Source organism: Treponema parvum (genome assembly GCF_017893945.1).
GTDB lineage: Bacteria > Spirochaetota > Spirochaetia > Treponematales > Treponemataceae > Treponema_D > Treponema_D parvum_A.
The window spans coordinates 925525-943836 of record NZ_CP054257.1; the positions used below are offsets into that span (position 1 = coordinate 925525).

The 18312-nt window shown below is 45.8% G+C and carries 18 protein-coding genes; 10 read left to right on the plus strand and 8 right to left on the minus strand.

Going from position 1 to position 18312, the window contains the following annotated elements:
- Positions 1 to 12: 12 nt before the first annotated feature.
- The 4 genes from HRI96_RS04210 to HRI96_RS04225 all read left to right on the plus strand — a co-directional run bounded on the left by HRI96_RS04210 (position 13) and on the right by HRI96_RS04225 (position 4611).
- Positions 13 to 1179: an ABC transporter permease gene (locus tag HRI96_RS04210; RefSeq protein ID WP_210118271.1), complete on the plus strand. Its 1167-nt coding sequence runs from the start codon at positions 13 to 15 to the stop codon at positions 1177 to 1179.
- Positions 1176 to 3305: a dipeptide/oligopeptide/nickel ABC transporter permease/ATP-binding protein gene (locus HRI96_RS04215; protein ID WP_210118272.1), complete on the plus strand. Its 2130-nt coding sequence runs from the start codon at positions 1176 to 1178 to the stop codon at positions 3303 to 3305. Before HRI96_RS04210 ends, HRI96_RS04215 begins: the two co-directional genes overlap by 4 nt.
- Positions 3298 to 4122, plus strand: coding sequence for an ATP-binding cassette domain-containing protein (locus HRI96_RS04220; RefSeq protein ID WP_210118273.1), 825 nt, complete (start codon positions 3298 to 3300; stop codon positions 4120 to 4122). Before HRI96_RS04215 ends, HRI96_RS04220 begins: the two co-directional genes overlap by 8 nt.
- A gap of 165 nt (positions 4123 to 4287) precedes the next feature.
- Positions 4288 to 4611 carry a Trp family transcriptional regulator gene (locus tag HRI96_RS04225; protein ID WP_210118274.1) on the plus strand — a complete coding sequence of 108 codons (324 nt, stop codon included), beginning with the start codon at positions 4288 to 4290 and terminating at the stop codon, positions 4609 to 4611.
- Positions 4612 to 4629: 18 nt separating this feature from the next.
- Here HRI96_RS04225 and HRI96_RS04230 read toward each other — a convergent pair whose 3' ends face one another.
- The 7 genes from HRI96_RS04230 to HRI96_RS04260 form a co-directional block, all read right to left on the minus strand.
- Complete coding sequence (locus HRI96_RS04230) at positions 4630 to 7401, minus strand: ankyrin repeat domain-containing protein (RefSeq protein WP_210118275.1); 2772 nt, start codon at positions 7399 to 7401, stop codon at positions 4630 to 4632.
- A gap of 103 nt (positions 7402 to 7504) precedes the next feature.
- Positions 7505 to 7933: a Fur family transcriptional regulator gene (locus HRI96_RS04235; protein WP_210118276.1), complete on the minus strand. Its 429-nt coding sequence runs from the start codon at positions 7931 to 7933 to the stop codon at positions 7505 to 7507.
- A 200-nt stretch (positions 7934 to 8133) separates the two neighbouring features.
- On the minus strand, positions 8134 to 8676 hold the full coding sequence (locus tag HRI96_RS04240; protein WP_210118277.1) for an NADH peroxidase: 543 nt from the start codon (positions 8674 to 8676) through the stop codon (positions 8134 to 8136).
- 413 nt (positions 8677 to 9089) lie between these two features.
- Entirely contained in the window at positions 9090 to 9347 is a 258-nt protein-coding gene (gene rpmA / locus HRI96_RS04245) for a 50S ribosomal protein L27 (protein WP_210118278.1), read from the minus strand.
- A 231-nt stretch (positions 9348 to 9578) separates the two neighbouring features.
- Positions 9579 to 9926 (minus strand): ribosomal-processing cysteine protease Prp, encoded by a 348-nt coding sequence (locus HRI96_RS04250; RefSeq protein WP_210118279.1) that lies wholly within the window; start codon positions 9924 to 9926, stop codon positions 9579 to 9581.
- Positions 9927 to 9929: 3 nt separating this feature from the next.
- Entirely contained in the window at positions 9930 to 10244 is a 315-nt protein-coding gene (gene rplU / locus HRI96_RS04255) for a 50S ribosomal protein L21 (RefSeq protein ID WP_210118280.1), read from the minus strand.
- Positions 10245 to 10504: 260 nt separating this feature from the next.
- Entirely contained in the window at positions 10505 to 12001 is a 1497-nt protein-coding gene (locus tag HRI96_RS04260) for a Do family serine endopeptidase (protein ID WP_210118281.1), read from the minus strand.
- Between the two features lie 251 nt (positions 12002 to 12252).
- Between HRI96_RS04260 and HRI96_RS04265 the strand changes: the two genes are divergently transcribed.
- The 6 genes from HRI96_RS04265 (at position 12253) to rsfS (ending at position 17745) form a co-directional block, all read left to right on the plus strand.
- Positions 12253 to 13440, plus strand: coding sequence for an iron-containing alcohol dehydrogenase (locus HRI96_RS04265; RefSeq protein WP_210118282.1), 1188 nt, complete (start codon positions 12253 to 12255; stop codon positions 13438 to 13440).
- A 57-nt stretch (positions 13441 to 13497) separates the two neighbouring features.
- Complete coding sequence (obgE, locus tag HRI96_RS04270) at positions 13498 to 14622, plus strand: GTPase ObgE (protein WP_210118283.1); 1125 nt, start codon at positions 13498 to 13500, stop codon at positions 14620 to 14622.
- Positions 14619 to 15335: a nicotinate (nicotinamide) nucleotide adenylyltransferase gene (nadD, locus tag HRI96_RS04275; RefSeq protein WP_210118284.1), complete on the plus strand. Its 717-nt coding sequence runs from the start codon at positions 14619 to 14621 to the stop codon at positions 15333 to 15335. The genes obgE and nadD overlap by 4 nt, the downstream gene beginning before the upstream one ends.
- Entirely contained in the window at positions 15319 to 16038 is a 720-nt protein-coding gene (gene yqeK / locus HRI96_RS04280; protein ID WP_210118285.1) for a bis(5'-nucleosyl)-tetraphosphatase (symmetrical) YqeK, read from the plus strand. The genes nadD and yqeK overlap by 17 nt, the downstream gene beginning before the upstream one ends.
- 27 nt (positions 16039 to 16065) lie before the next feature.
- Complete coding sequence (locus HRI96_RS04285; RefSeq protein WP_210118286.1) at positions 16066 to 17259, plus strand: LCP family protein; 1194 nt, start codon at positions 16066 to 16068, stop codon at positions 17257 to 17259.
- A gap of 129 nt (positions 17260 to 17388) precedes the next feature.
- Entirely contained in the window at positions 17389 to 17745 is a 357-nt protein-coding gene (gene rsfS, locus HRI96_RS04290; RefSeq protein WP_210118287.1) for a ribosome silencing factor, read from the plus strand.
- A gap of 11 nt (positions 17746 to 17756) precedes the next feature.
- On the opposite strand, the gene HRI96_RS04295 is transcribed toward rsfS, so the two are convergent.
- On the minus strand, positions 17757 to 17996 hold the full coding sequence (locus HRI96_RS04295) for a hypothetical protein (RefSeq protein ID WP_210118288.1): 240 nt from the start codon (positions 17994 to 17996) through the stop codon (positions 17757 to 17759).
- Positions 17997 to 18312: the final 316 nt, after the last annotated feature.

Here is an 18312-nt window from a genome sequence, read left to right on the forward strand (position 1 = left end):
GAGTATTCGATTATGAAAGCACTGATAACGATAAAGAGGATTTTGTTTTTTGCGTGCGGCGCCGCAATAAGCCCTTGGCGCAAATTTAAAAAGCGCATGCCGCTTTCGGCCTTTATTGTCGGACGTTTTTTTACGATGATAACCATGCTTTTTTTGTTGGGGTTTGCGATGTTCGGCCTGATGGAACTTGCTCCCGGCGATATAGTAGATCAGCTTATGACGCAGCAGCTTATGGCGGCGGCTTCAGGATCTCCGGGAGGATCGGGCGGCTCTGCCGGCCTTGCGGGACAAGGGACTGCTTCCGGCAGCGCTCGGACATCGCTGCCTTCGGCGTTCAAAGAAGATCAGTATTCGGTTACGCGAAGAGAACTCGGTTTGGACAGACCTTTTTACGAACAATATTTTTTATGGCTTGAGCGCGTTATCGTCCGCCATGACCTTGGGATAAGTCTTATATCCAGAGCTCCTGTTTCATTTCTCATAAGAACAAGGATAATAAATTCCGTGATCCTCAATATGATATCCCTTGTCTTTATAACCGCATTTTCATTTTTGCTCGGCGTTTATTTTTCAAGCAAGGCTGGCACTAAGATCGACGTAGCCGCTGCGTTTTTTGCGCTTTTTTTTCACGCGTTCCCGGGAATTTTACTGCTCATCCTGCTTCAGCTTTTCGCCTCTATTTCAGGCCTTTTTCCCGTTACGGCCTATCCCGATTTTCCGTTTTCCGAGGCTCCTGGAAAATTTGTGTTTTCATACGGCTATCACGTTTTTTTGCCGCTGCTCGCTTCTTTTTTGGGCGGGATAGGGGGAACTATGCGCATGATCCGTGCGACTATGCTCGACCAGATGGGAATGCCCTACATAATGGCCTTACGCGCGCGCGGAATAAGCGAGGCAAGGGTATATCTTTGCCACGCGTTCAGAAACACGTTAAACCCGTACATAACGGGCAGCGCAAACCTCATCGCAGGGCTTTTCAGCGGCTCTCTTGTTTTGGAAATAATCTTTGCGTATCCGGGAATCGGACGCCTCATGTACGAAGCGGTTCTTCAGGAAGATATAAACCTTGTGCTTGCAAACAGCATGTTCATATCGTTTTTAGTCCTTGCGGGAATGATAATATCCGACATTCTTTTGGCTCTTGTAGATCCCAGAATAAGATATGCGGGGGCTGCATGAAAAAATTTTTTCAATTTTTAAAGACAAGACCCATTGCCTTCGTTTCCGTGATATTCATAGTCATAATGTATGTCGTTATGATCTTTGCCGAATTTTTTGCGCCTTATCCGGCTGCTCAGTCTTTTGAGGCGGCGACCTTCCATCCGTCAAACGTGGAATTTTCTTTGTTCAATCTTACGGCGCGGGAATGCCGTGTCCTTGATCCTGTGACATGGCAGTATGCAAGGGTGAAAGGGGAACAGTTCCATCATAAAATTGATTTTTTTGTACACGGTACGCAGTACAAGCTTTTAGGTTTTATACCGTGCGACGTGCATTTGTTCGGAAGCGAAACGGATCCTGCGACGGGAAGTTTTTATCCCGTGTTTTTGTTCGGAGCCGACAATTTGGGGCGAGATCTTTTCAGCCGCATAGTTTACGGAAGCCGAATTTCACTTACCGTAGGTTTTTTGGCGTCGGCCGTTTCGCTTTTTCTTGCAATTCTTTTAGGCGGTTTGGCAGGATATTACGGGGGCGCGGCCGATTGGAGTATTATGCGTTTTGCGGAATTTTTTATGCTGATCCCGGCTCTCTATCTTATTCTGTTTTTGCGGTCGCTTTTAAATACCCGCATGGACAGCGGAACTTCCTATATCGTGATAACCATGATACTTTCCCTTGTGGGCTGGCCCGGAAGCGCACGGACTATAAGAGGCATCGTACATTCCGTAAAACGTGAAGAATTCATAATCAATTCAAAACTTGAAGGCATTCCGTCAGGGAATATAATATTTTTTCAGATAATCCCGCAGATTTCAAGTCTTCTGATAGTAAGCGCAGCCCTAAGCGTTCCGGGTTTTATTATGAGTGAAACGACCCTTTCTTATCTCGGGCTTGGCATAAGCGATCCGGCTGTAAGCTGGGGTTCGCTTATAAACCGCGATATTTCTACGCTGAACAATCTGCAAAATTATCCGTGGCTTTTGACGCCCGTATGGCTCTTGCTCGTCGTTACGCTTGCTTTTAATTTTTTCGGCGACGCTTTGCGCGATTTTTTTGATCCTTACCATGCGGTTTTTCATACGTTTAGAAGACCTGCTAAGAGCAAAAGCAAAAAAGCCGCGCTGCAAAAGGATGAAAGAGGTGAAAACAAAAGCCGCGATGAAAATGAAAGCCGTAAGAATGGAATCGGCGAAAATGAAAACCGTGAAAACGAGAACGGCGGCGCGTATAAAGGCACATTGAGCGGCGAGAGAGCCTCTCGTTTGCGTTCGGCGGACAGACCGCTTCTTTGTGTGAAGGATCTTTGCGTAACCTTTTCCGTTTTGCGCGGAACAAAGAGGGTGGAAGTTAAAGCCGTTAAGGGTATATCCTACGAACTTTACCGCGGCGAAATATTGGGCATAGTGGGCGAATCGGGCAGCGGAAAATCCGTTTCGGTTTCGGCGATCCCGTCCCTGTTGCCTGAAAACGCTTTTATAAGCGGGAACATCTTTTATGACGGAGTCGATCTTGTTACACTCCCTCCGGAAAGTATCCGTTCTTACCGCGGTAAAAAAATAGCTTTTATTTTTCAGGAACCGGGGCGTTCTTTTGATCCGCTCCAGAATATCGGCGGCGTGTTTTTTGAAACGCTCCGCAATGTGGATCCTGCTATCGATAAAGAAAAAGCGTTTGACAAAGCTTCAAAGCTCTTGACCGAAGTGGGAATTTCGGAACCGCGCGAGCGGCTCGTGAATTTTCCGCACCAGTTTTCGGGAGGGCAGCTTCAGCGCATAGGAATCGCGCTTGCGCTTGCCGAAGGCTGTGAACTTCTTATCGCGGACGAACCTACTACTGCTCTGGACGTTACGATTCAAGCGCAGATAGTTTCGCTTTTGCTTAAGCTTAGAAAAACGCGGGGACTTTCCATAATATTTATAAGCCACAATATCGAACTTGTCGCTCAAATTTCAGACAGGATTGCGGTGATGTACGGCGGCAGAATAGTTGAAAGCGGAACGGCAGAGCAGATTTATAACCATCCCGAACACGATTATACGAAGGCGCTGCTGTCGTGTTTGCCCCAGTTCGGTATGCATTATACGGCTTCCGATCTTAAAACTTATTCGGGCTCGTTTGCGCCTTCGGAGGGGAACAATGGATAGAGCCGACGGTGTGCTTGTTTTTGCCGAACATCTTTCAAAACGTTTTAACCTTGAAGAAGGCGCTTTTTCAAGGCAGGATAAGACGGTTTACGCTGTAAACGACGTGTCTTTTAATATTTTTTGTGGAGAAACTTACGGGCTTGTGGGAGAATCAGGCTCCGGAAAGACGACTTGCGCGCGGCTTTTAATAGGCATGTACAGGCCTTCAAGTGGAAGAATTCTTTATTGCAACGGAAATGATAAGACCGATATAACAAAGCTAAGTCGCCAAGGTCTTAAATCCTACCGTGAAAAAGTAAAATATGTTTTTCAAGATCCGGCGCGTTCTCTCAATCCGAGGATGAGCGTTTACGAAATCCTTGTCAGCGGCTTACGCCATTCTTCCAAGTGGACAGGCGAGGAAGACGCCCTCAAAAAGGCGAAGAAAATAATTTGTGAAGTAGGGCTTACCTGCGAAGATTTGGAAAAACGGCCTGCGGAATTTTCAGGCGGACAAAGGCAGCGTATTTCGATTGCACGCGGATTAATCATGGATCCGGAGCTTTTGATTTGCGACGAAGTAGTTTCCGCCTTGGACGTTTCAATACAGGCGCAAATTTTGAATTTGCTCAATAAGATCCGCAGAGAGCGCAAGCTAAGCATGCTGTTTATAACGCACGATCTTAAAGTGGCCTGTTATTTTTGCGACAGGATAGGAGTTATGCACAGCGGCTCTATTGTTGAGCAGGCGCCCGCCGCGGATCTGTATAAAAAAGCCCGGCATCAATATACGAAATTGCTTTTTAAAGGCGGCGCGCCAGGAAAGGCTGATATTTAAAACGGTGCACTCGACAAGTAACTTTTAACGGCGGTTTTCGGCGGCGAATGCGCTTCGCCTCGCCTAAACAGGTTCATGCCCGGCGGCGTTTGTCTGTCCGCTTGTTGTCGGTATGCACCTGTCGGATCGTTGGACTTTTACAATGAAAACGGATATTATGGTTATATGAAAGAAGGGGCGTTTTCCAATAAAAAACAGATTGAAGACGGCGCCGACGAGCTTTGCTCTTTGCTGGCGGAATGTACCGAAGCGCAGTTTATAAAAGATTTTTTGATCTGCCTTTGCACCCCTGCGGAAATTAAAGATCTGACCAGCCGCTGGCTCCTCGTAAAGGAGATGAACAAGGGCGCCACCCAGCGGGAGATCGCAAAAAAATTCGGCATGTCGCTTTGCAAGATAACAAGGGGCTCCCGGGAATTGCGTAAACCCGGAAGCGCTTTTTTAAAAATGCTCGATATTCTCGATTCCCGCGAATCGAGAAAACCGTAAAAATAAATTCCCCGGCAATTATTTCAAAAGTTCCGCAATTTCCTTTCGCTGCCAATTTACGGCAATGTCGTAGGCGGTTTCGCCCGATACGTTTTTTACACCGCGGTCGATGCCTTCCGAAAGGATCGTTTTTACGGTTTCAGCGTCCGCCGTTTTTGCCGCATAGTGCAGTATGGTGTTGCCCTGCATGTCCGCCCTTTCTCCTGCGTACTTTATGATATTGTTCAGCAATGAAGAATCTTTTTTCTGTAAGGCTACGGAAACCGTGCAATCGTCGTTTTTATTGAACGAAATGAACGGATTAGCGCCTCCTTCGAGCAACAGTCCCGCCGTAGAATTTTGATCCGATATTGCGGCAAGCGCCAACGGCGTATACCCTGCGGCGTTCCTTATGTCTATGGGATAACCTTCGTAGATCATAGTCTGAATTATTATTCCTCTTGCCCTGTTTTGCACGGCTATGTGCATGAGCGTGTTGCCGTCCGAATCCGCAAGGTTTTTGTTTGAACCGGCCACGGCTCTGATTACGTTTTCGTTTTTGCTCAAGGCAAGAGAAAACGGAGTTTCGCCGTTTTTATCGCGTGTTAAAGCGCTTCCGCCTGAATTGCGTATCTTTGTGATTATTTCGACGTTTCCCGTAAGAACCGCTTCATGGCTTGCGTTTCGTCCGTCCATGTCTTGAATGCCGGGATTTGCTCCCGCGCTCAGCATCATATCTATCAATTCGATGTTTTGTCCTCGTACGGCGTTTATAAGTATGCTCCTGCCTGCCGCGTCGGTAGCGTTCGGATCCGCCCCTCTATCGAGTAAAAGCAAGGCCATGTCTTTTTTACCCGACAGCGCGGCTTCCGCCAAAGGCGTTGTTCCCTGCATGTTCTGGGAGTCTATCATTATTCCTCTTTTTATAAGATCGTCTGCGGAATTAAAGGCATTCCAGCGCACCGCCGTATGCAGCGCCGTGCTTCCCGAATTGTCGCGGGTGTTAAGAAAACTTCCGTATGCTAAAAGAAGATCGATTGCCGCCGTATTGTCGGTTTTTACCGCATTTATAAGCGGAGTTTCGCCGTTCGCATTTTTTACGTTTACGTCCGCTCCTTTTTCAATTAATGTGGATATCGAATCTTCAAGTCCCCATTCGGCCGCATAGTGAAGAGCCGTGTTTTTGCTTCCGTCTACGGCAGTTATCGTTTTTGACGTTATGATCCAATCGGCGCTGTCTTTGCCTTCGGTAAAAGCAAGTCTCAGAGGCGAATAATTTTTTGTGTTTGACGCAAAGATATCGGCATTCATTCCTATAAGAAGTTCGCCAATGTCGCGCCGTCTTTTTTCAATGGCAAGATACAGCGCAGTATTTCCATCGGCGTTGCGTGCGTCTATGTCCATGCAAATCGAAGCGATGTAGGCTACGGCTTCGAGCGGCGCACCTTTTAGAACCGCAGTGTGCAAAGGAGTATTACCCTTTGAATCTAGTGAATTGACGTTTGCGTTTGTTACAAGGCTTTTTATTATCCTTATGTTTTTTGAAAGCGCCATCGTGAGCGGGCTGTTCCCGTTCATGTCATAGGCGTTTATGTCCGCTCCGTTTTTTACGTAAAATTCAATGTGATTTTCTCTGTCCGTTTTTACTGCTGTGGAAAGAGGCGTAAGACCTTCTTTGTTTCTGGCGTTTATGTCCGCCTTATTTTCAACCAAAAGGGACAAAATCGCAGGATCTGCGTTTATTAAGGTTGCCGTGTGCAAAACGGTGTCGCCGTATGTGTCCTTTTTTCTTGTGTCCGCCTTGTTTGAAATCAGTAATGAATATGTTTCAAGCTGTTTTTCCCGCGGGATGATCAAGAGGATGGGTGTTTTTCCGAGCGTATCGGGCGCGTTTACATCCGCTCCGTTTGAAAGCAATAATGAGGCGATCTGGGTGTTTCCTTTCCTGACTGCGGAATGCAGCGGCGTCGAACCTGAAATATCCTGTGCCTTTACAGAAGCGCCGTTTGCCACAAGGTAGCGCGCTATAGCCGTGTGTCCCAGCGAAGCTGCGGCGTGAAGAGGCGTTTGCCCGTCGGAAATTCTTAAACTCATATTCCTTGAAAGCACGGCGTCTTCAAAATATGAATATTTTCCGTTGACGGGTTCTGCGCCGGCTTTCAAAAGCTCGGCCGCGTTGCGGACGGAAATATCGTTATCAAAATCTTCAAGGGCAAGCCTAAGGGGAGTTATGCCGTTTTCATCTTTTATGTCGATAGGAATGTTTTTTCTTATACAATAAGAGAGCGCTTTTTCGTTATGTGTTTTAATAAAGTAATGAACTATAGATTGCCCGGATACGTCGCGTATTTTTCCGCTGTGGGTCGTTATCATTATGTCGTAATACGCGTCGCTTTTTGCAAGAGCCTTTTCAAGCGCCGTAATGTTATTCCCGTCGTGTATGAAGATGTCGTTGCCTATTAACGCCAGAGTGCGCGCCGCTTCGTAGCAGTCGTTATCTATGGCTATATGAAGAGCGGTTTCGCTGTTGTAGTTTTTAAGGGTAGTGTCTGCGCCTTTTAAAATCAAAAACGTGATCAGATTTCCGTCGTTTATTTTGGCTGCGATGTGCAATACCGTATTGCCGTTTTCATCCGCACTGTTGATGTCGGCTTTTGCGTCAAAAAGAGCCTTTGCTTCTTCTATGCGGTTTTCCGCTATCAGTTGCTGAGCCGAAAGTTCTGCCGCGCTCTGTCTGCTTGCTTTTGTAGTATGACACCCCAAAAATATTGCTGAGGATAAGATCAAAAGTGTAACGGAATATTTTTTCATTCTAACTGACTCCCTGTAAATCTTTTCCGCCTTAAGTATTTTTTTTATCACGGAAAGAGATACCCTTATATTAGTTTTCGGAATAAAAACGGGAGGGAGTTAGTTATTTTTTAGGCGCACATTTATTGCAGCGTCCCCAGATGCATGTCTGAATTTTTCCTGCGACGGAACCTTCGGGGAGAAGTTCCGTACACTTGGATGTAATTTTGCTTAAAAATTCTTCGTCATAAATGTCTTGTATGTCGCCGCATTCCATACATTTAAAGTGTATGTGCGGTTCCGTATTTGCGTCGTAACGCAGTTTGTCTTCTTCAAGCTGTATTGTCCGGACAAGGCCGTGTTCCGCAAGCAGCTTCAACGTGTTGTAGACTGTCGTTCTTGAAAGAGTCGGATAATCGGGGAAAAGGGCCGTATACACCATATCTACGGTAGGATGATCGGGGTGTTCGCAAAGATATTTGTAGACCGCGATTCTTTGAACCGAAGGTCTAATCCCTTTTTCTGCGATTTTGGAAAAGTAATTGTTTTCCATATAAACTATCTTTCTCCCATAAAAACTTTTGCAGGCTCCTGCAGCGAAGCTTCAAGCCAATTTCAAGCTGGTTTCGGCGAACTTTTTTGCAAGTTTCAACTTACATTCGGATATCCTGAGTAATCGGATACGTCAGAGTCTGCGCTTGGACTTTATAAAACCGAACACAGACTCTTGATTACGCCGGCAAAATCCGATTCTTATTTGAAATACCGTGCAAGAAGTCCGTTAAATCCGGCTCCGTGCCGCGCTTCGTCTTTTGCCATTTCGTGTACGGAATCGTGCACGGCGTCGTACCCTAATTCCTTTGCACGCTTTGCAAGCTGGAATTTACCGTCGCAGGCTCCCGCTTCCGCTTCTGCGCGAAGTTCAAGGTTTTTGTGCGTCGAATTAGTCAAAACTTCTCCGAGCATTTCCGCAAACCTTGACGCATGATCGGCTTCTTCAAACGCATAGCGTTTAAACGCTTCAGCGACTTCGGGGTAGCCTTCACGTTCCGCTTGCCGCGACATCGCAAGGTACATTCCCACTTCGCAGCATTCGGCGTTAAAGTTTTCACGCAAACCTTGGACTACCTGTTCGTCCAAGCCTTTTGCAACGCCGACGCTGTGTTCGCATGCAAAGCCATTCGTCTTTTTCTGCTCTTCAAATTTGTCCTTTGGAGCTCCGCACTGCGGACATTTTTCAGGGGCGCTGTCGCCGGTGTGCACATATCCGCAAATTTTACAAACCCATTTTTTCATACAAGTCTCCTTTCGGCAGTCATGTCATCTGCCTTTGTTCTTATGGATGCTGAAAACGGAAGTTCTCGTTATATAAGATCAGGCTGTAATCTTAGCGGCCGTCTTATTTTGCGCTTTCATATAAGATACCGTCTTATGAAAGTGCTTCAGCATTGCAATATTCCTATATTCAATAATATTACAATATCAATGATATGTCAATATTAAATTTGTAATAATTATAATTTTATAATCATTGTAAGATTTTTTTTTCGGCTTACAGCCATATAAGGCTTAAAGCGCAAAACTTAAATGAAAAAATCTGTTATCGCGGGTGGCGGGGTAAATACAGTCAGGAAGATGCCGGCAAGTTTTCGTACGTGAAAAAAATACCCGGCGCAGCGAATGCCCGGGTAAGCATTTAATTTAAAAATTTACGCTTTTACTGGAGAAACGGAAGCCGTCATTCTGTTTTTATGCTCGGCAAAAACCACTTGTCCGTCAACAGTTGCAAACAGGCTGTCGTCCTTAGCCCTCATCACGTTGTTTCCAGGATGAATTTTAGTTCCTCTCTGTCTTACTATTATTGAACCGGCTTTGACGGTTTCTCCGCCGAATTTTTTAACGCCAAGATGTTTAGGATTCGAGTCGCGACCGTTTTTAGCGCCGCTTCCACCTCTTGATCTTCCCATATCATGCCTCCGTAAAGTCTGATTTTCATTTCTAAAGCATAGCGATGTTTCGGCTTCTCCGAAACTCGCTGTTTAACGAGACCGCGGTATTTCAGTGGTCGAAGTTAAACTTTCTTAAAATTCAACAGCCGGACAAAGTATCGATTTTGGAGGCTGTTGAATTAGTGCGCGCCTTGCGCACAGTTTATAAACGAGTTTTCAAAGAAAACTCGAAATTAAAAGACGTCGCGCTTATTTAGCGGCGTCTTTTAAACTTTCATACAAAACATTTTCAGGATAGTCTTTCGACAGGGAAGAAAAGCCCTTTTTCAAAAGTTCTCCCGCAAATACCAGTTCGGCGTTCGTCTTTTCGTCAAACCAGTTTTGTTTTACGCGAAAAAAAATTTCTCCGCGTAAAGACGTATCGCTTTCCAATTGCACACCTTCCGTTTCAGATAAGACTTGCATTACGGTTCGCATCAAAAAACTGATTGCCGCGCAAACTATGTCCGAACCTTTGTCGGCATAGCCGGAATGTCCTTTTGCTTCGCAGGAGCGAAGCCTTCCGTCTTTTTCCAGCGAAAGGTGTATTGTCGTCATTATTTATGCTACGACTATATCCTCTACACGGACATTCGTATATTGCTGTCTGTGCCCGATAAGGCGGTGATAGTCTTTTTTGCTCTTGTATTTTAAAACAAGAACTTTTTTGTCCCTGAACGAATCTTCAACGATGATTTTGACTTTTGCGCCTTTTACATACGGCGAACCTACGCTGATCTTATCGCCGTCGCTCACAAGCAAGACGGAATCTATGTCTATAGCGGTTCCTTTTTCCGCATCAAGTTTATCGACTTGCAGGACGGCGCCTTTTTCGGCTTTAAACTGTTTACCCATGTATTCGACAAGTGCGTACATATAAATACCTCAATTTAACAAAATGAATATGAAAATTCGCCGCGGTATTTAACGGGACATACCACAAGCTAGTTTAGCATACATGTAAAAAAAATAATATCGTAAAAGTCATTCCTTAGTCAAGCTGCGCACAAAAATTCAAACTATGGGCAGCTGGGTGTGAAAACCTTCAAAAATAGTCGGGGCTGTCCCGGAAGCGATTCAAAACTTCACGAAGGACAGCCCCCTGCATTTAGCCGGTATAAGCGGCTTTTTCCTTTTTATTTTATCTTATATGTACTTGTAGTGATAGTTCCTCCGTTTGTGTAAACGTCAAACGAGATAGATTTTGTCTTTGTAAGGTCCATCGCGCTGTAAAATTCCTGCAGATTGGTAATGCGTTTGCCGTTTACGGCGGTTATGATATCGCCTTCCTGAAGCCTGAGAGACGCGGCCGGCGTTTTATCGTATATGTTGCTTACGACTACGCCCTTTACGTTCTTGTCGTCAATTTTTAGCTGCTCGCGAAGTTTGTCCGTCAGCGGAACCGCGAGGAAGCCCGGCCATGTCTTGCCGTCGTTCGCCGCTACGTCCGCCTTGCGCTCTTCTATTTTAACTTTTACGGAAACGGACTTCCCTCCGCGGATCAAGCCGAATTCGGCGTTTTTTCCGGCTCTAAGATTTCCCACTTCGCGCACAAGCTGGTCTACGGATTTTATCTCATGACCGTCGAGCGAAGTGATATAATCGCCCGATTGAAGCCCTGCCTTATAAGCCGGAGAATCTATAAACACCTGCGCCGCAAAAGCGCCCGTTTTATTGCTTACGCCGAGCGATTCCTTGTATTCGTCCGAAATTTCTATGAGAGAAACTCCGAGCCATCCGTAAGAAATTTTTCCCTCGTTTATAAAAGCGTCGATCGCGTGTTTGAGGTTGTTTATCGGAATTGAAAATCCCAATCCCTGAGAACCGCCTGAAGAAGAAGCGATCCAAGTGTTAAGCCCTATGACTTCTCCGTAGATGTTCACAAGGGGGCCGCCGGAATTTCCTTGGTTAATCGCAGCGTCCGTTTGAATAAAATCTGAAACGTTTCCGATTCCGCTGCCGGAACGGCCGGTCGCGCTTATGATTCCCTGCGTTACCGACTGACTGTATCCGAGCGGCGCTCCCATCGCAAGACATATGTCGCCCGCCTGAACCTTGTCGGAATCTCCCAAAACGGCTACGGGTATGGTGTTGTCGCTCGATTCAAATGATACCAGAGCCACATCCATCCTCTCGTCGGCGCCTACGAGTTTTCCGCTGAATTGACGGCCGTCGTTCAGTTTTACGGAAATATCGGTTGCTTTTCCGGCTACGTGATTATTCGTAAGCACGTAGATGGTCTTGCCCGATCTGCGCACTATCACGCCGGATCCCAATCCTTTTTGTTCGTATTCGCGGGGAGTGCTTTCCTGCCGGTTCCTGTCGTTAGGATTGCCGAAGAAAAAGAAGGGCATGTTTTCAAAAGGCGACGGTGTAACCGTCTTTTTTTCGGTTACGTCGACTTCCACTACGGCGGGGAGCACTTCGCTGCTTATGGAACGGAATGCGTTTTGCAGAGATTCTACAACCTTTAAAGAATCCTGCGGTATTGAAACGGCAGCCGTTTTCGTTTCTGCAAAAGCCGTAGCCGCCGAACCTTTTACGGCGACGCCGCGGTAATAAAGAGAGACCAAGCCGAAAGATAAGACGGCCGCAGAGACGGCTCCTATCAGGTATTTAGTCCATTTTTTCATCTTTTTAAGCCTCCAAAAGCTAATAAATTTTTTATCACGGTTCAATTTGACCTGTATCTATCATTTAAAATAATCAATTCCTAAAAAAAGCGTTACAAAAAAATGCGCCGGACCTGATAATTTTCTGTTAGCAGACGGATTTTAGCCGAAAGCGCGGTTTTATTCAGCTGACAATTTCAAAACCTTGAAATTCGGCATTATTCGACCTACAAAGAATTCTATTTTTCCTTACTATATAGTATAATATTCTTATGCTTAATTTTACATATTACGCCCCTACACAGATTGTGTTCGGCAAAGGAACGGAAAAACAGACGGGTCAGCTTGTAAAGGCGCAGAATTGCAAAAAGGTGCTCGTGCATTTCGGCGGTAAGTCGGCAAAAGAGTCCGGTTTGCTTGACAGTGTTTACGATTCTTTAAAAGAAAACGGCATAGACTTTGTAAGTCTCGGAGGCGTAAAGCCTAATCCTGTTCTCTCTTTAGTGGAAAAAGGAATCGAACTTTGCAAGGCTGAAAAGGTTGATTTTATTTTGGCCGTAGGAGGCGGATCGGTCATAGATTCCGCCAAGGCCATAGGGTACGGAATGACAAATGATTTTCCAGTTTGGGATATCTACAGCCGCAAAAATGCGCCTAAGGCGTGTCTTCCGATCGGAGCGGTTTTGACCATTGCCGCCGCAGGAAGCGAAATGAGCGATTCTTCCGTGATAACGAACGACAAAACGCTTGAAAAAAGAGGGTTTTCAAGCAATTATTGCCGTCTTAAATTTGCGGTAATGAATCCGGAACTGACGTTCAGCTTGGGACAATGGCAGACTCAAAGCGGCGCTACCGATATCATTATGCACACTCTTGAAAGGTGGTTTACCGCAAAGGGACAGGAATCTTCCGAAATGGTAGATTATATTGCGGCGGGGCTCGTAAAAACTGTCATGCACAACGCGCCTGTCTTGCTCGACAATCCTCGCGACTATAATGCGCGTGCGGAGATCATGTGGGCTTCAAGTCTTTCCCATAACGGGCTTACGGGGCCGTTCGGAAACGGAGATTGGGCTGTTCATCAGATCGAACATGAATTGGGCGGAATGTTTGACGTTACGCACGGCGCAGGCTTGGCGGCTGTATGGGCTACGTGGGCGCGCTACGTCTATAAGGAAAACGTCGAACGCTTTGTTAAAATGGGCACCGATATTTTCGATATGAAAAAGCCTTCAAAAGGGGACGAGGAAAAAACCGCCCTCGAAGCTATCGCGAAGATGGAAGCCTTTTTCAAATCCGTCAATATGCCGATTTCAATAAAAGAGCTTGGTCTTGATTTGAGCGACGCTCAATGCGAACAGCTTGCCGTAAACTGTACTTGGCAAGGCACGAGAACGGTCGGCGCCGTAAAAAAACTGGGAAAAGCCGATCTTACGGAAATATATAAGAGGGCTCGCTGAATTTGACGCCGTCTTAGCCTGATTTAAGCCGGTAAAATTTGATTTTGAGGTTTTGTTATGATCCGATTTGCCGACGAGGCTGTAATTGAAGTGCGTTCCGGAAAAGGCGGAAACGGCTGCGTCTCTTTTAGACGGGAAAAATACATTCCTAACGGAGGTCCTTCCGGAGGGGACGGCGGAAAGGGCGGAGATGTCGTTTTTCGCGTAAAGCGGAATATGCGCACGTTGGCTTCGCTAAGGTATCGCCGCTTTTTTAAGGCTCAAAACGGTCAGGACGGCATGAGTTGGGGAAAATACGGCAAGGACGGCGAAGACGTCGTAGTTTTTGTTCCGCCGGGGACAACCGTCAGGGATTACGAAACCGGAGAGATCATCCGCGATTTTACGGTTGAAAGCGACGACGAAAGTTTTGTGTTTTTGACCGGCGGAAACGGCGGGTGGGGAAATATTCATTTTAAAACTTCCACCAATCAGGCTCCGCGGCATGCAAATCCTGGGCAGGCGGGGCAGGAGCGTAAACTCCTCATAGAGCTCAGCATAATGGCGGACGTGGGGCTTGTGGGCTTTCCCAACGCTGGGAAATCTTCGCTGCTTACGGCCTTTACAAACGCCAGACCGAAAATCGCCCCCTATCCTTTTACAACAAAAATTCCCAATCTCGGAGTTTTAAGGGTTGATAACGAAAGAGACATAATAATTGCGGATATTCCGGGAATAATCGAAGGCGCATCGGAAGGAGCCGGCCTAGGCTTTCAGTTTTTAAAACATATTTCCAGAACGTCGTGCCTTTTATTTATGATAGACTGCAGCGAAGAAAACTGTTTTACAGCTTACGACGTTTTGTGCGGCGAAATTGCATCGTATTCGGCCGATCTTGCAAAAAAGCCGCGGATAGTTTTATGCAATAAAATTGATGTGGAAGGCGCCGCAGAAAGGGCTGAAAAAATTTCTTCTGATATCCGGAAAAAATACGGCGACGTAGCGGTAATTCCCGTTTCCGTCCTTACGAATTTCGGGCTGGGAAGCGCGCGCAACGCGGTAATGCGTCTGGTGGACAGCCTTGAAAACAATGAAAAGGTCGGTAAAAACAATGCAGGCAGGGCGGGGAACTCTCCGTCTTTTATGGACCTTCGGTCGGTAGACGAAGACGCCGAAGTTCAATACCCCGGTTCCGAAAGATGAAGGTTGCCGTCTTAGGCGGAAGTTTTAATCCCGTCCACGAGGGGCACGTCGCGCTTGCAAAATCCGTATGCGAAGAATTGGGGTATGACAGGTTATTGTTCGTTCCCTCTTTTTATCCTCCGCATAAAATCATAAGCGGCGCTCCGTCTGACGAAGACCGCGTTAAAATGCTTTCGCTTGCCTGCCTTTCGGACAGCCGCTTTGAAGTTGAATGCTGCGAGCTTGACCGCAAGGGAATTTCATACACGTGGGACACGGTTTGTTTTTTGGAGCAAAAATATTCGGGAAACCTTTCTGCAAAGATCGGCCTTGTTTTGGGACAAGACCTCGCGGCCGAGTATTATAAATGGAAAAACGCCGAACAGCTCGCCCAAAAAACGGACATTATTCTTGCGCGGCGCCCCGAAGAAATTTTGTCTCCAACTGCCGATTCTTCAAAAGCCGGCTTTTTAAACGCCGGCGAGGAAAATCGTTCCGGAAAAGCAGAAACTGCGGTTAACGTACCCCGCGGCCCGTATACCGGCATAATAGCGTCGGATCAAATGCTGGAAGATTTTCCGTATCCCCACAAAATTTTAAAAAATCCGCTTTTGCCCGTTTCTTCAACTCAGATAAGGCAAAAAATTTCTTCAGGCCGGGATTGGCGCGATCTTGTCCCGTTCGAAGTTTATTGTTATATTAGAAAAAGAAAATTATATGGATATAAAGCTTGAAGATGAGGATCCGTGCAATAAAAAAAAGCCGTGCGAAAGGTCTTCTCTTTTACAGGTTATAGAACGGATCCGCAGATACGCGGCTGAAGCTCTTTCTAAAAAACGTTACGAACATTCGGTTAGGGTGGCCGAAACCGCAAAAAAAATGTGCGTTTTGTACGGAGTTGATCCCGATCTCGGATATCTTGCGGGAATTGCCCACGACATATGTAAGGAAATGAAGGATGAAGATATCCTTTCGCTTGCTCTGCAGGACGGAGATCCTGTTACCGGAGTTGAAAAAGACAAGCTATCTCTCCTGCACGGGCGTGCGGCTGCGGTAATGCTTAAAAAAGATTTCGACGTAAAAGACAAAGAGCTTTTGCAGGCCGTTGCATGCCATACTTTCGGGAGCCCGTCTTTAGGTAAGCTTGGAAAAATAATCTATGCCGCCGACAAGATCGAGCCCGGCAGAGGACATGTGAGCGCGGAATATCTTGACAGACTGTTTTCGCTTGATTTGGATCATTTAGTTAAGACCGTTTTATCCGAGGCGATTTCCTATGTTAAAGAAAAAAAATACGCCGTGTCGCCTCAATCGATTGCTTTTCTTAAAAAGATTGAAGAAGACATAGCGGCTGAAAATAAGATCGCGGCGAAGAAAAACAATGAAAGTGTCTCTGCGTCGAAAGGCGGCGGCAAGCTTACGGCGCATTATGCATAAAAACATAAAATAACACGGACGGTAAGGATGCGTCTCAGACAGGAACAAAAAGGATTTATTTTTTTACTTCTCATTTTATTGATCATAGGTTCCGTTTCCCTTGTTTTATACTTCCTTCTTGAAGAAGATCCCGTAGGCGAAATTTTGGAGCAGGAACAGGTAATAAAACTTCTTATCGTAATGGAAGATGAAGGGGAAGTGCTTTTTACCGATGTGTTTTTATATTATCCGCTTTCTCACGTCGGTGCGATGATCAGCATCCCCGGCAATACGGGATCTATTTATTCTTCGATAGGCCGTGTAGACCGAATAGACAGGATATATTCCGAAAAAGGTATTCAGGTTTACAGGTCGGAAATAGAAAAGCTCATAGGATCTTCGATTCCGTTTTATATCGTGATTGGTCTGAAAGATTTACAACTTATCACCGACAGACTCGGAGGTATGCGTGTTCTGGTTCCTTCACCCGTCGACGCTCTTTCGCCGGAGGGCAAGAGGTGGCTTTTACCGTCAGGTTCAATCTTGCTTGACGGAGATAAACTTGCGGTTTATCTTGAATACTTTATTGAAGATGAAACGGATTCAAGTGCCGCCGAACGCCGTCAGAATGTGGTAATCGCTTTGCTTTCGGCTTTAAACAGAAACGCCTCCGTGATCTTTGAAAAAAAGAATTTTAAATTTTATGAAAAAAAATTTACTTCGAATGTGAACGCCAACGGGTTAAGAGATCTTTTGCGTGAAATTTCAAAAGTTGATGCGGAACGAATCGTACCGCAGACAGTTACGGGAATGCGCCGCCTTGTCGACGGAAACGAACTTTTATTCCCGTTTTATGACGGGCAGCTTATAAAAGATGTGGTGATGCAGACGGTAAACTCCCTTGTTTCCGAAACCATGACTTTGAGCGGCCGTGTTTACGTGCTTGAAATTAAAAACGGCACCACAGTACAGGGTTTAGCTCATAATACGGCCGCTCTTTTTCGGAGCGCCGGCTATGATATACTTAGAACTCTGAATGCGGCTTCGAACGATATTGAAAAGACTGAAATAATAGATCACATAGGCAATGCCGAAGCTGCAAAAAGCTTGGGCAATTTTATACGCTGCAATAACATAAGAGAAGAAGACATTCAGCTTTCAGGCGATGTTAGTGATGAAAACAGGAACGTAGACTTTACGATCATACTCGGCGGCGATTTTGACGGCCGATACGTTCATTAAGGGCTTTGGCGATCTCGTTTTCTGCGGCGCATAAAAAATTTTATTGAAATGTGCACAAAAAGCGCACGAATTGCACTCAGTCGAAAATTGAAATTTTCTTCTTTATGCAATTTTATCGGAGGAGTAAACATGAACGAAATAGAAACGAAGGCGCTTGAAATCGCACGGCTGCTGCAAGACGGCAAGGGTAAAGACGTCTGTGTTCTCGATATTTCCGAGCTGAACAGCTGGACAGATTATTTTATAATTGCGACTGTGAATAGTTCTTCGCATCAGCAAGGTTTGTACAAGGATGTAAAAGACTACATCAAAGACCATGCGCTTGAGATTCACACCGTGCACAGAAAGACGCCGGACGGGAACGACTGGAATTTGATAGACTTAGGACCGATCGTCGTCCATCTTATGTCCGAAGCTGCGCGGAATTTTTACGATCTTGAAAAGCTTTGGTTCGCAGGGCGCAAGGTTGATTTTAAAACAGCGTAGAAAAAAGGTTTTTATCTGGTAAAGTCGTAGCCGTCTTCTTCTTCGACATCGTCAAAGGGTTCTTGAACGTCTTCGTCTTCAAGATCTTCGAAACTTTCTTCTTCGTAGAAGTCGTCGTCAAAGTCATCCAGAGAATCGGATTCCTCGCTGTCTTCAAAGTCGTTTAAGGAATCGTCTTCATCGTAATCGTCGTTGTAAGAAAAACTCACCGTTGCAGATTGATAATCCGACCAATCACCTTCGTCAAGCATGTCACCCTCCCGCAGATGCATAAGCCTGTTTCGTTTTTTCACTAAGAAATAAACGCTATATATAGCGTTTGTTGCCGACAACTTGAATGTAATTTAGCATCGCATTTCTGTCAATATTGTTTTGCAAAAAATATGAATTTATGCGCGCTTTTTTTGCGGCCTCAGGCAGGGCGCTGCCGGGAGTGCAGACTTTTTATATTTGCCAGTGCAGCTCATATCGGTGCGCCGCAACGCCACAACGTTGCGGTTGATTTTCCCGTGGCGCATTTACAGCGCGGCAAGCACGGACAATTATTTGACATTAATTATCAGAATT

Excerpts from the sequence above, each read along its gene's own strand:
- HRI96_RS04210 (WP_210118271.1), top strand. The coding sequence starts at position 13 with ATGAAAGCACTGATAACGATAAAGAGGATTTTGTTTTTTGCGTGCGGC.
- HRI96_RS04215 (WP_210118272.1), top strand. The coding sequence starts at position 1,176 with ATGAAAAAATTTTTTCAATTTTTAAAGACAAGACCCATTGCCTTCGTT.
- HRI96_RS04220 (WP_210118273.1), top strand. The coding sequence starts at position 3,298 with ATGGATAGAGCCGACGGTGTGCTTGTTTTTGCCGAACATCTTTCAAAA.
- HRI96_RS04225 (WP_210118274.1), top strand. The coding sequence starts at position 4,288 with ATGAAAGAAGGGGCGTTTTCCAATAAAAAACAGATTGAAGACGGCGCC.
- HRI96_RS04230 (WP_210118275.1), bottom strand. The coding sequence starts at position 7,401 with ATGAAAAAATATTCCGTTACACTTTTGATCTTATCCTCAGCAATATTT.
- HRI96_RS04235 (WP_210118276.1), bottom strand. The coding sequence starts at position 7,933 with ATGGAAAACAATTACTTTTCCAAAATCGCAGAAAAAGGGATTAGACCT.
- HRI96_RS04240 (WP_210118277.1), bottom strand. The coding sequence starts at position 8,676 with ATGAAAAAATGGGTTTGTAAAATTTGCGGATATGTGCACACCGGCGAC.
- rpmA (WP_210118278.1), bottom strand. The coding sequence starts at position 9,347 with ATGGGAAGATCAAGAGGTGGAAGCGGCGCTAAAAACGGTCGCGACTCG.
- HRI96_RS04250 (WP_210118279.1), bottom strand. The coding sequence starts at position 9,926 with ATGACGACAATACACCTTTCGCTGGAAAAAGACGGAAGGCTTCGCTCC.
- rplU (WP_210118280.1), bottom strand. The coding sequence starts at position 10,244 with ATGTACGCACTTGTCGAATACATGGGTAAACAGTTTAAAGCCGAAAAA.
- HRI96_RS04260 (WP_210118281.1), bottom strand. The coding sequence starts at position 12,001 with ATGAAAAAATGGACTAAATACCTGATAGGAGCCGTCTCTGCGGCCGTC.
- HRI96_RS04265 (WP_210118282.1), top strand. The coding sequence starts at position 12,253 with ATGCTTAATTTTACATATTACGCCCCTACACAGATTGTGTTCGGCAAA.
- obgE (WP_210118283.1), top strand. The coding sequence starts at position 13,498 with ATGATCCGATTTGCCGACGAGGCTGTAATTGAAGTGCGTTCCGGAAAA.
- nadD (WP_210118284.1), top strand. The coding sequence starts at position 14,619 with ATGAAGGTTGCCGTCTTAGGCGGAAGTTTTAATCCCGTCCACGAGGGG.
- yqeK (WP_210118285.1), top strand. The coding sequence starts at position 15,319 with ATGGATATAAAGCTTGAAGATGAGGATCCGTGCAATAAAAAAAAGCCG.
- HRI96_RS04285 (WP_210118286.1), top strand. The coding sequence starts at position 16,066 with ATGCGTCTCAGACAGGAACAAAAAGGATTTATTTTTTTACTTCTCATT.
- rsfS (WP_210118287.1), top strand. The coding sequence starts at position 17,389 with ATGAACGAAATAGAAACGAAGGCGCTTGAAATCGCACGGCTGCTGCAA.
- HRI96_RS04295 (WP_210118288.1), bottom strand. The coding sequence starts at position 17,996 with ATGCTTGACGAAGGTGATTGGTCGGATTATCAATCTGCAACGGTGAGT.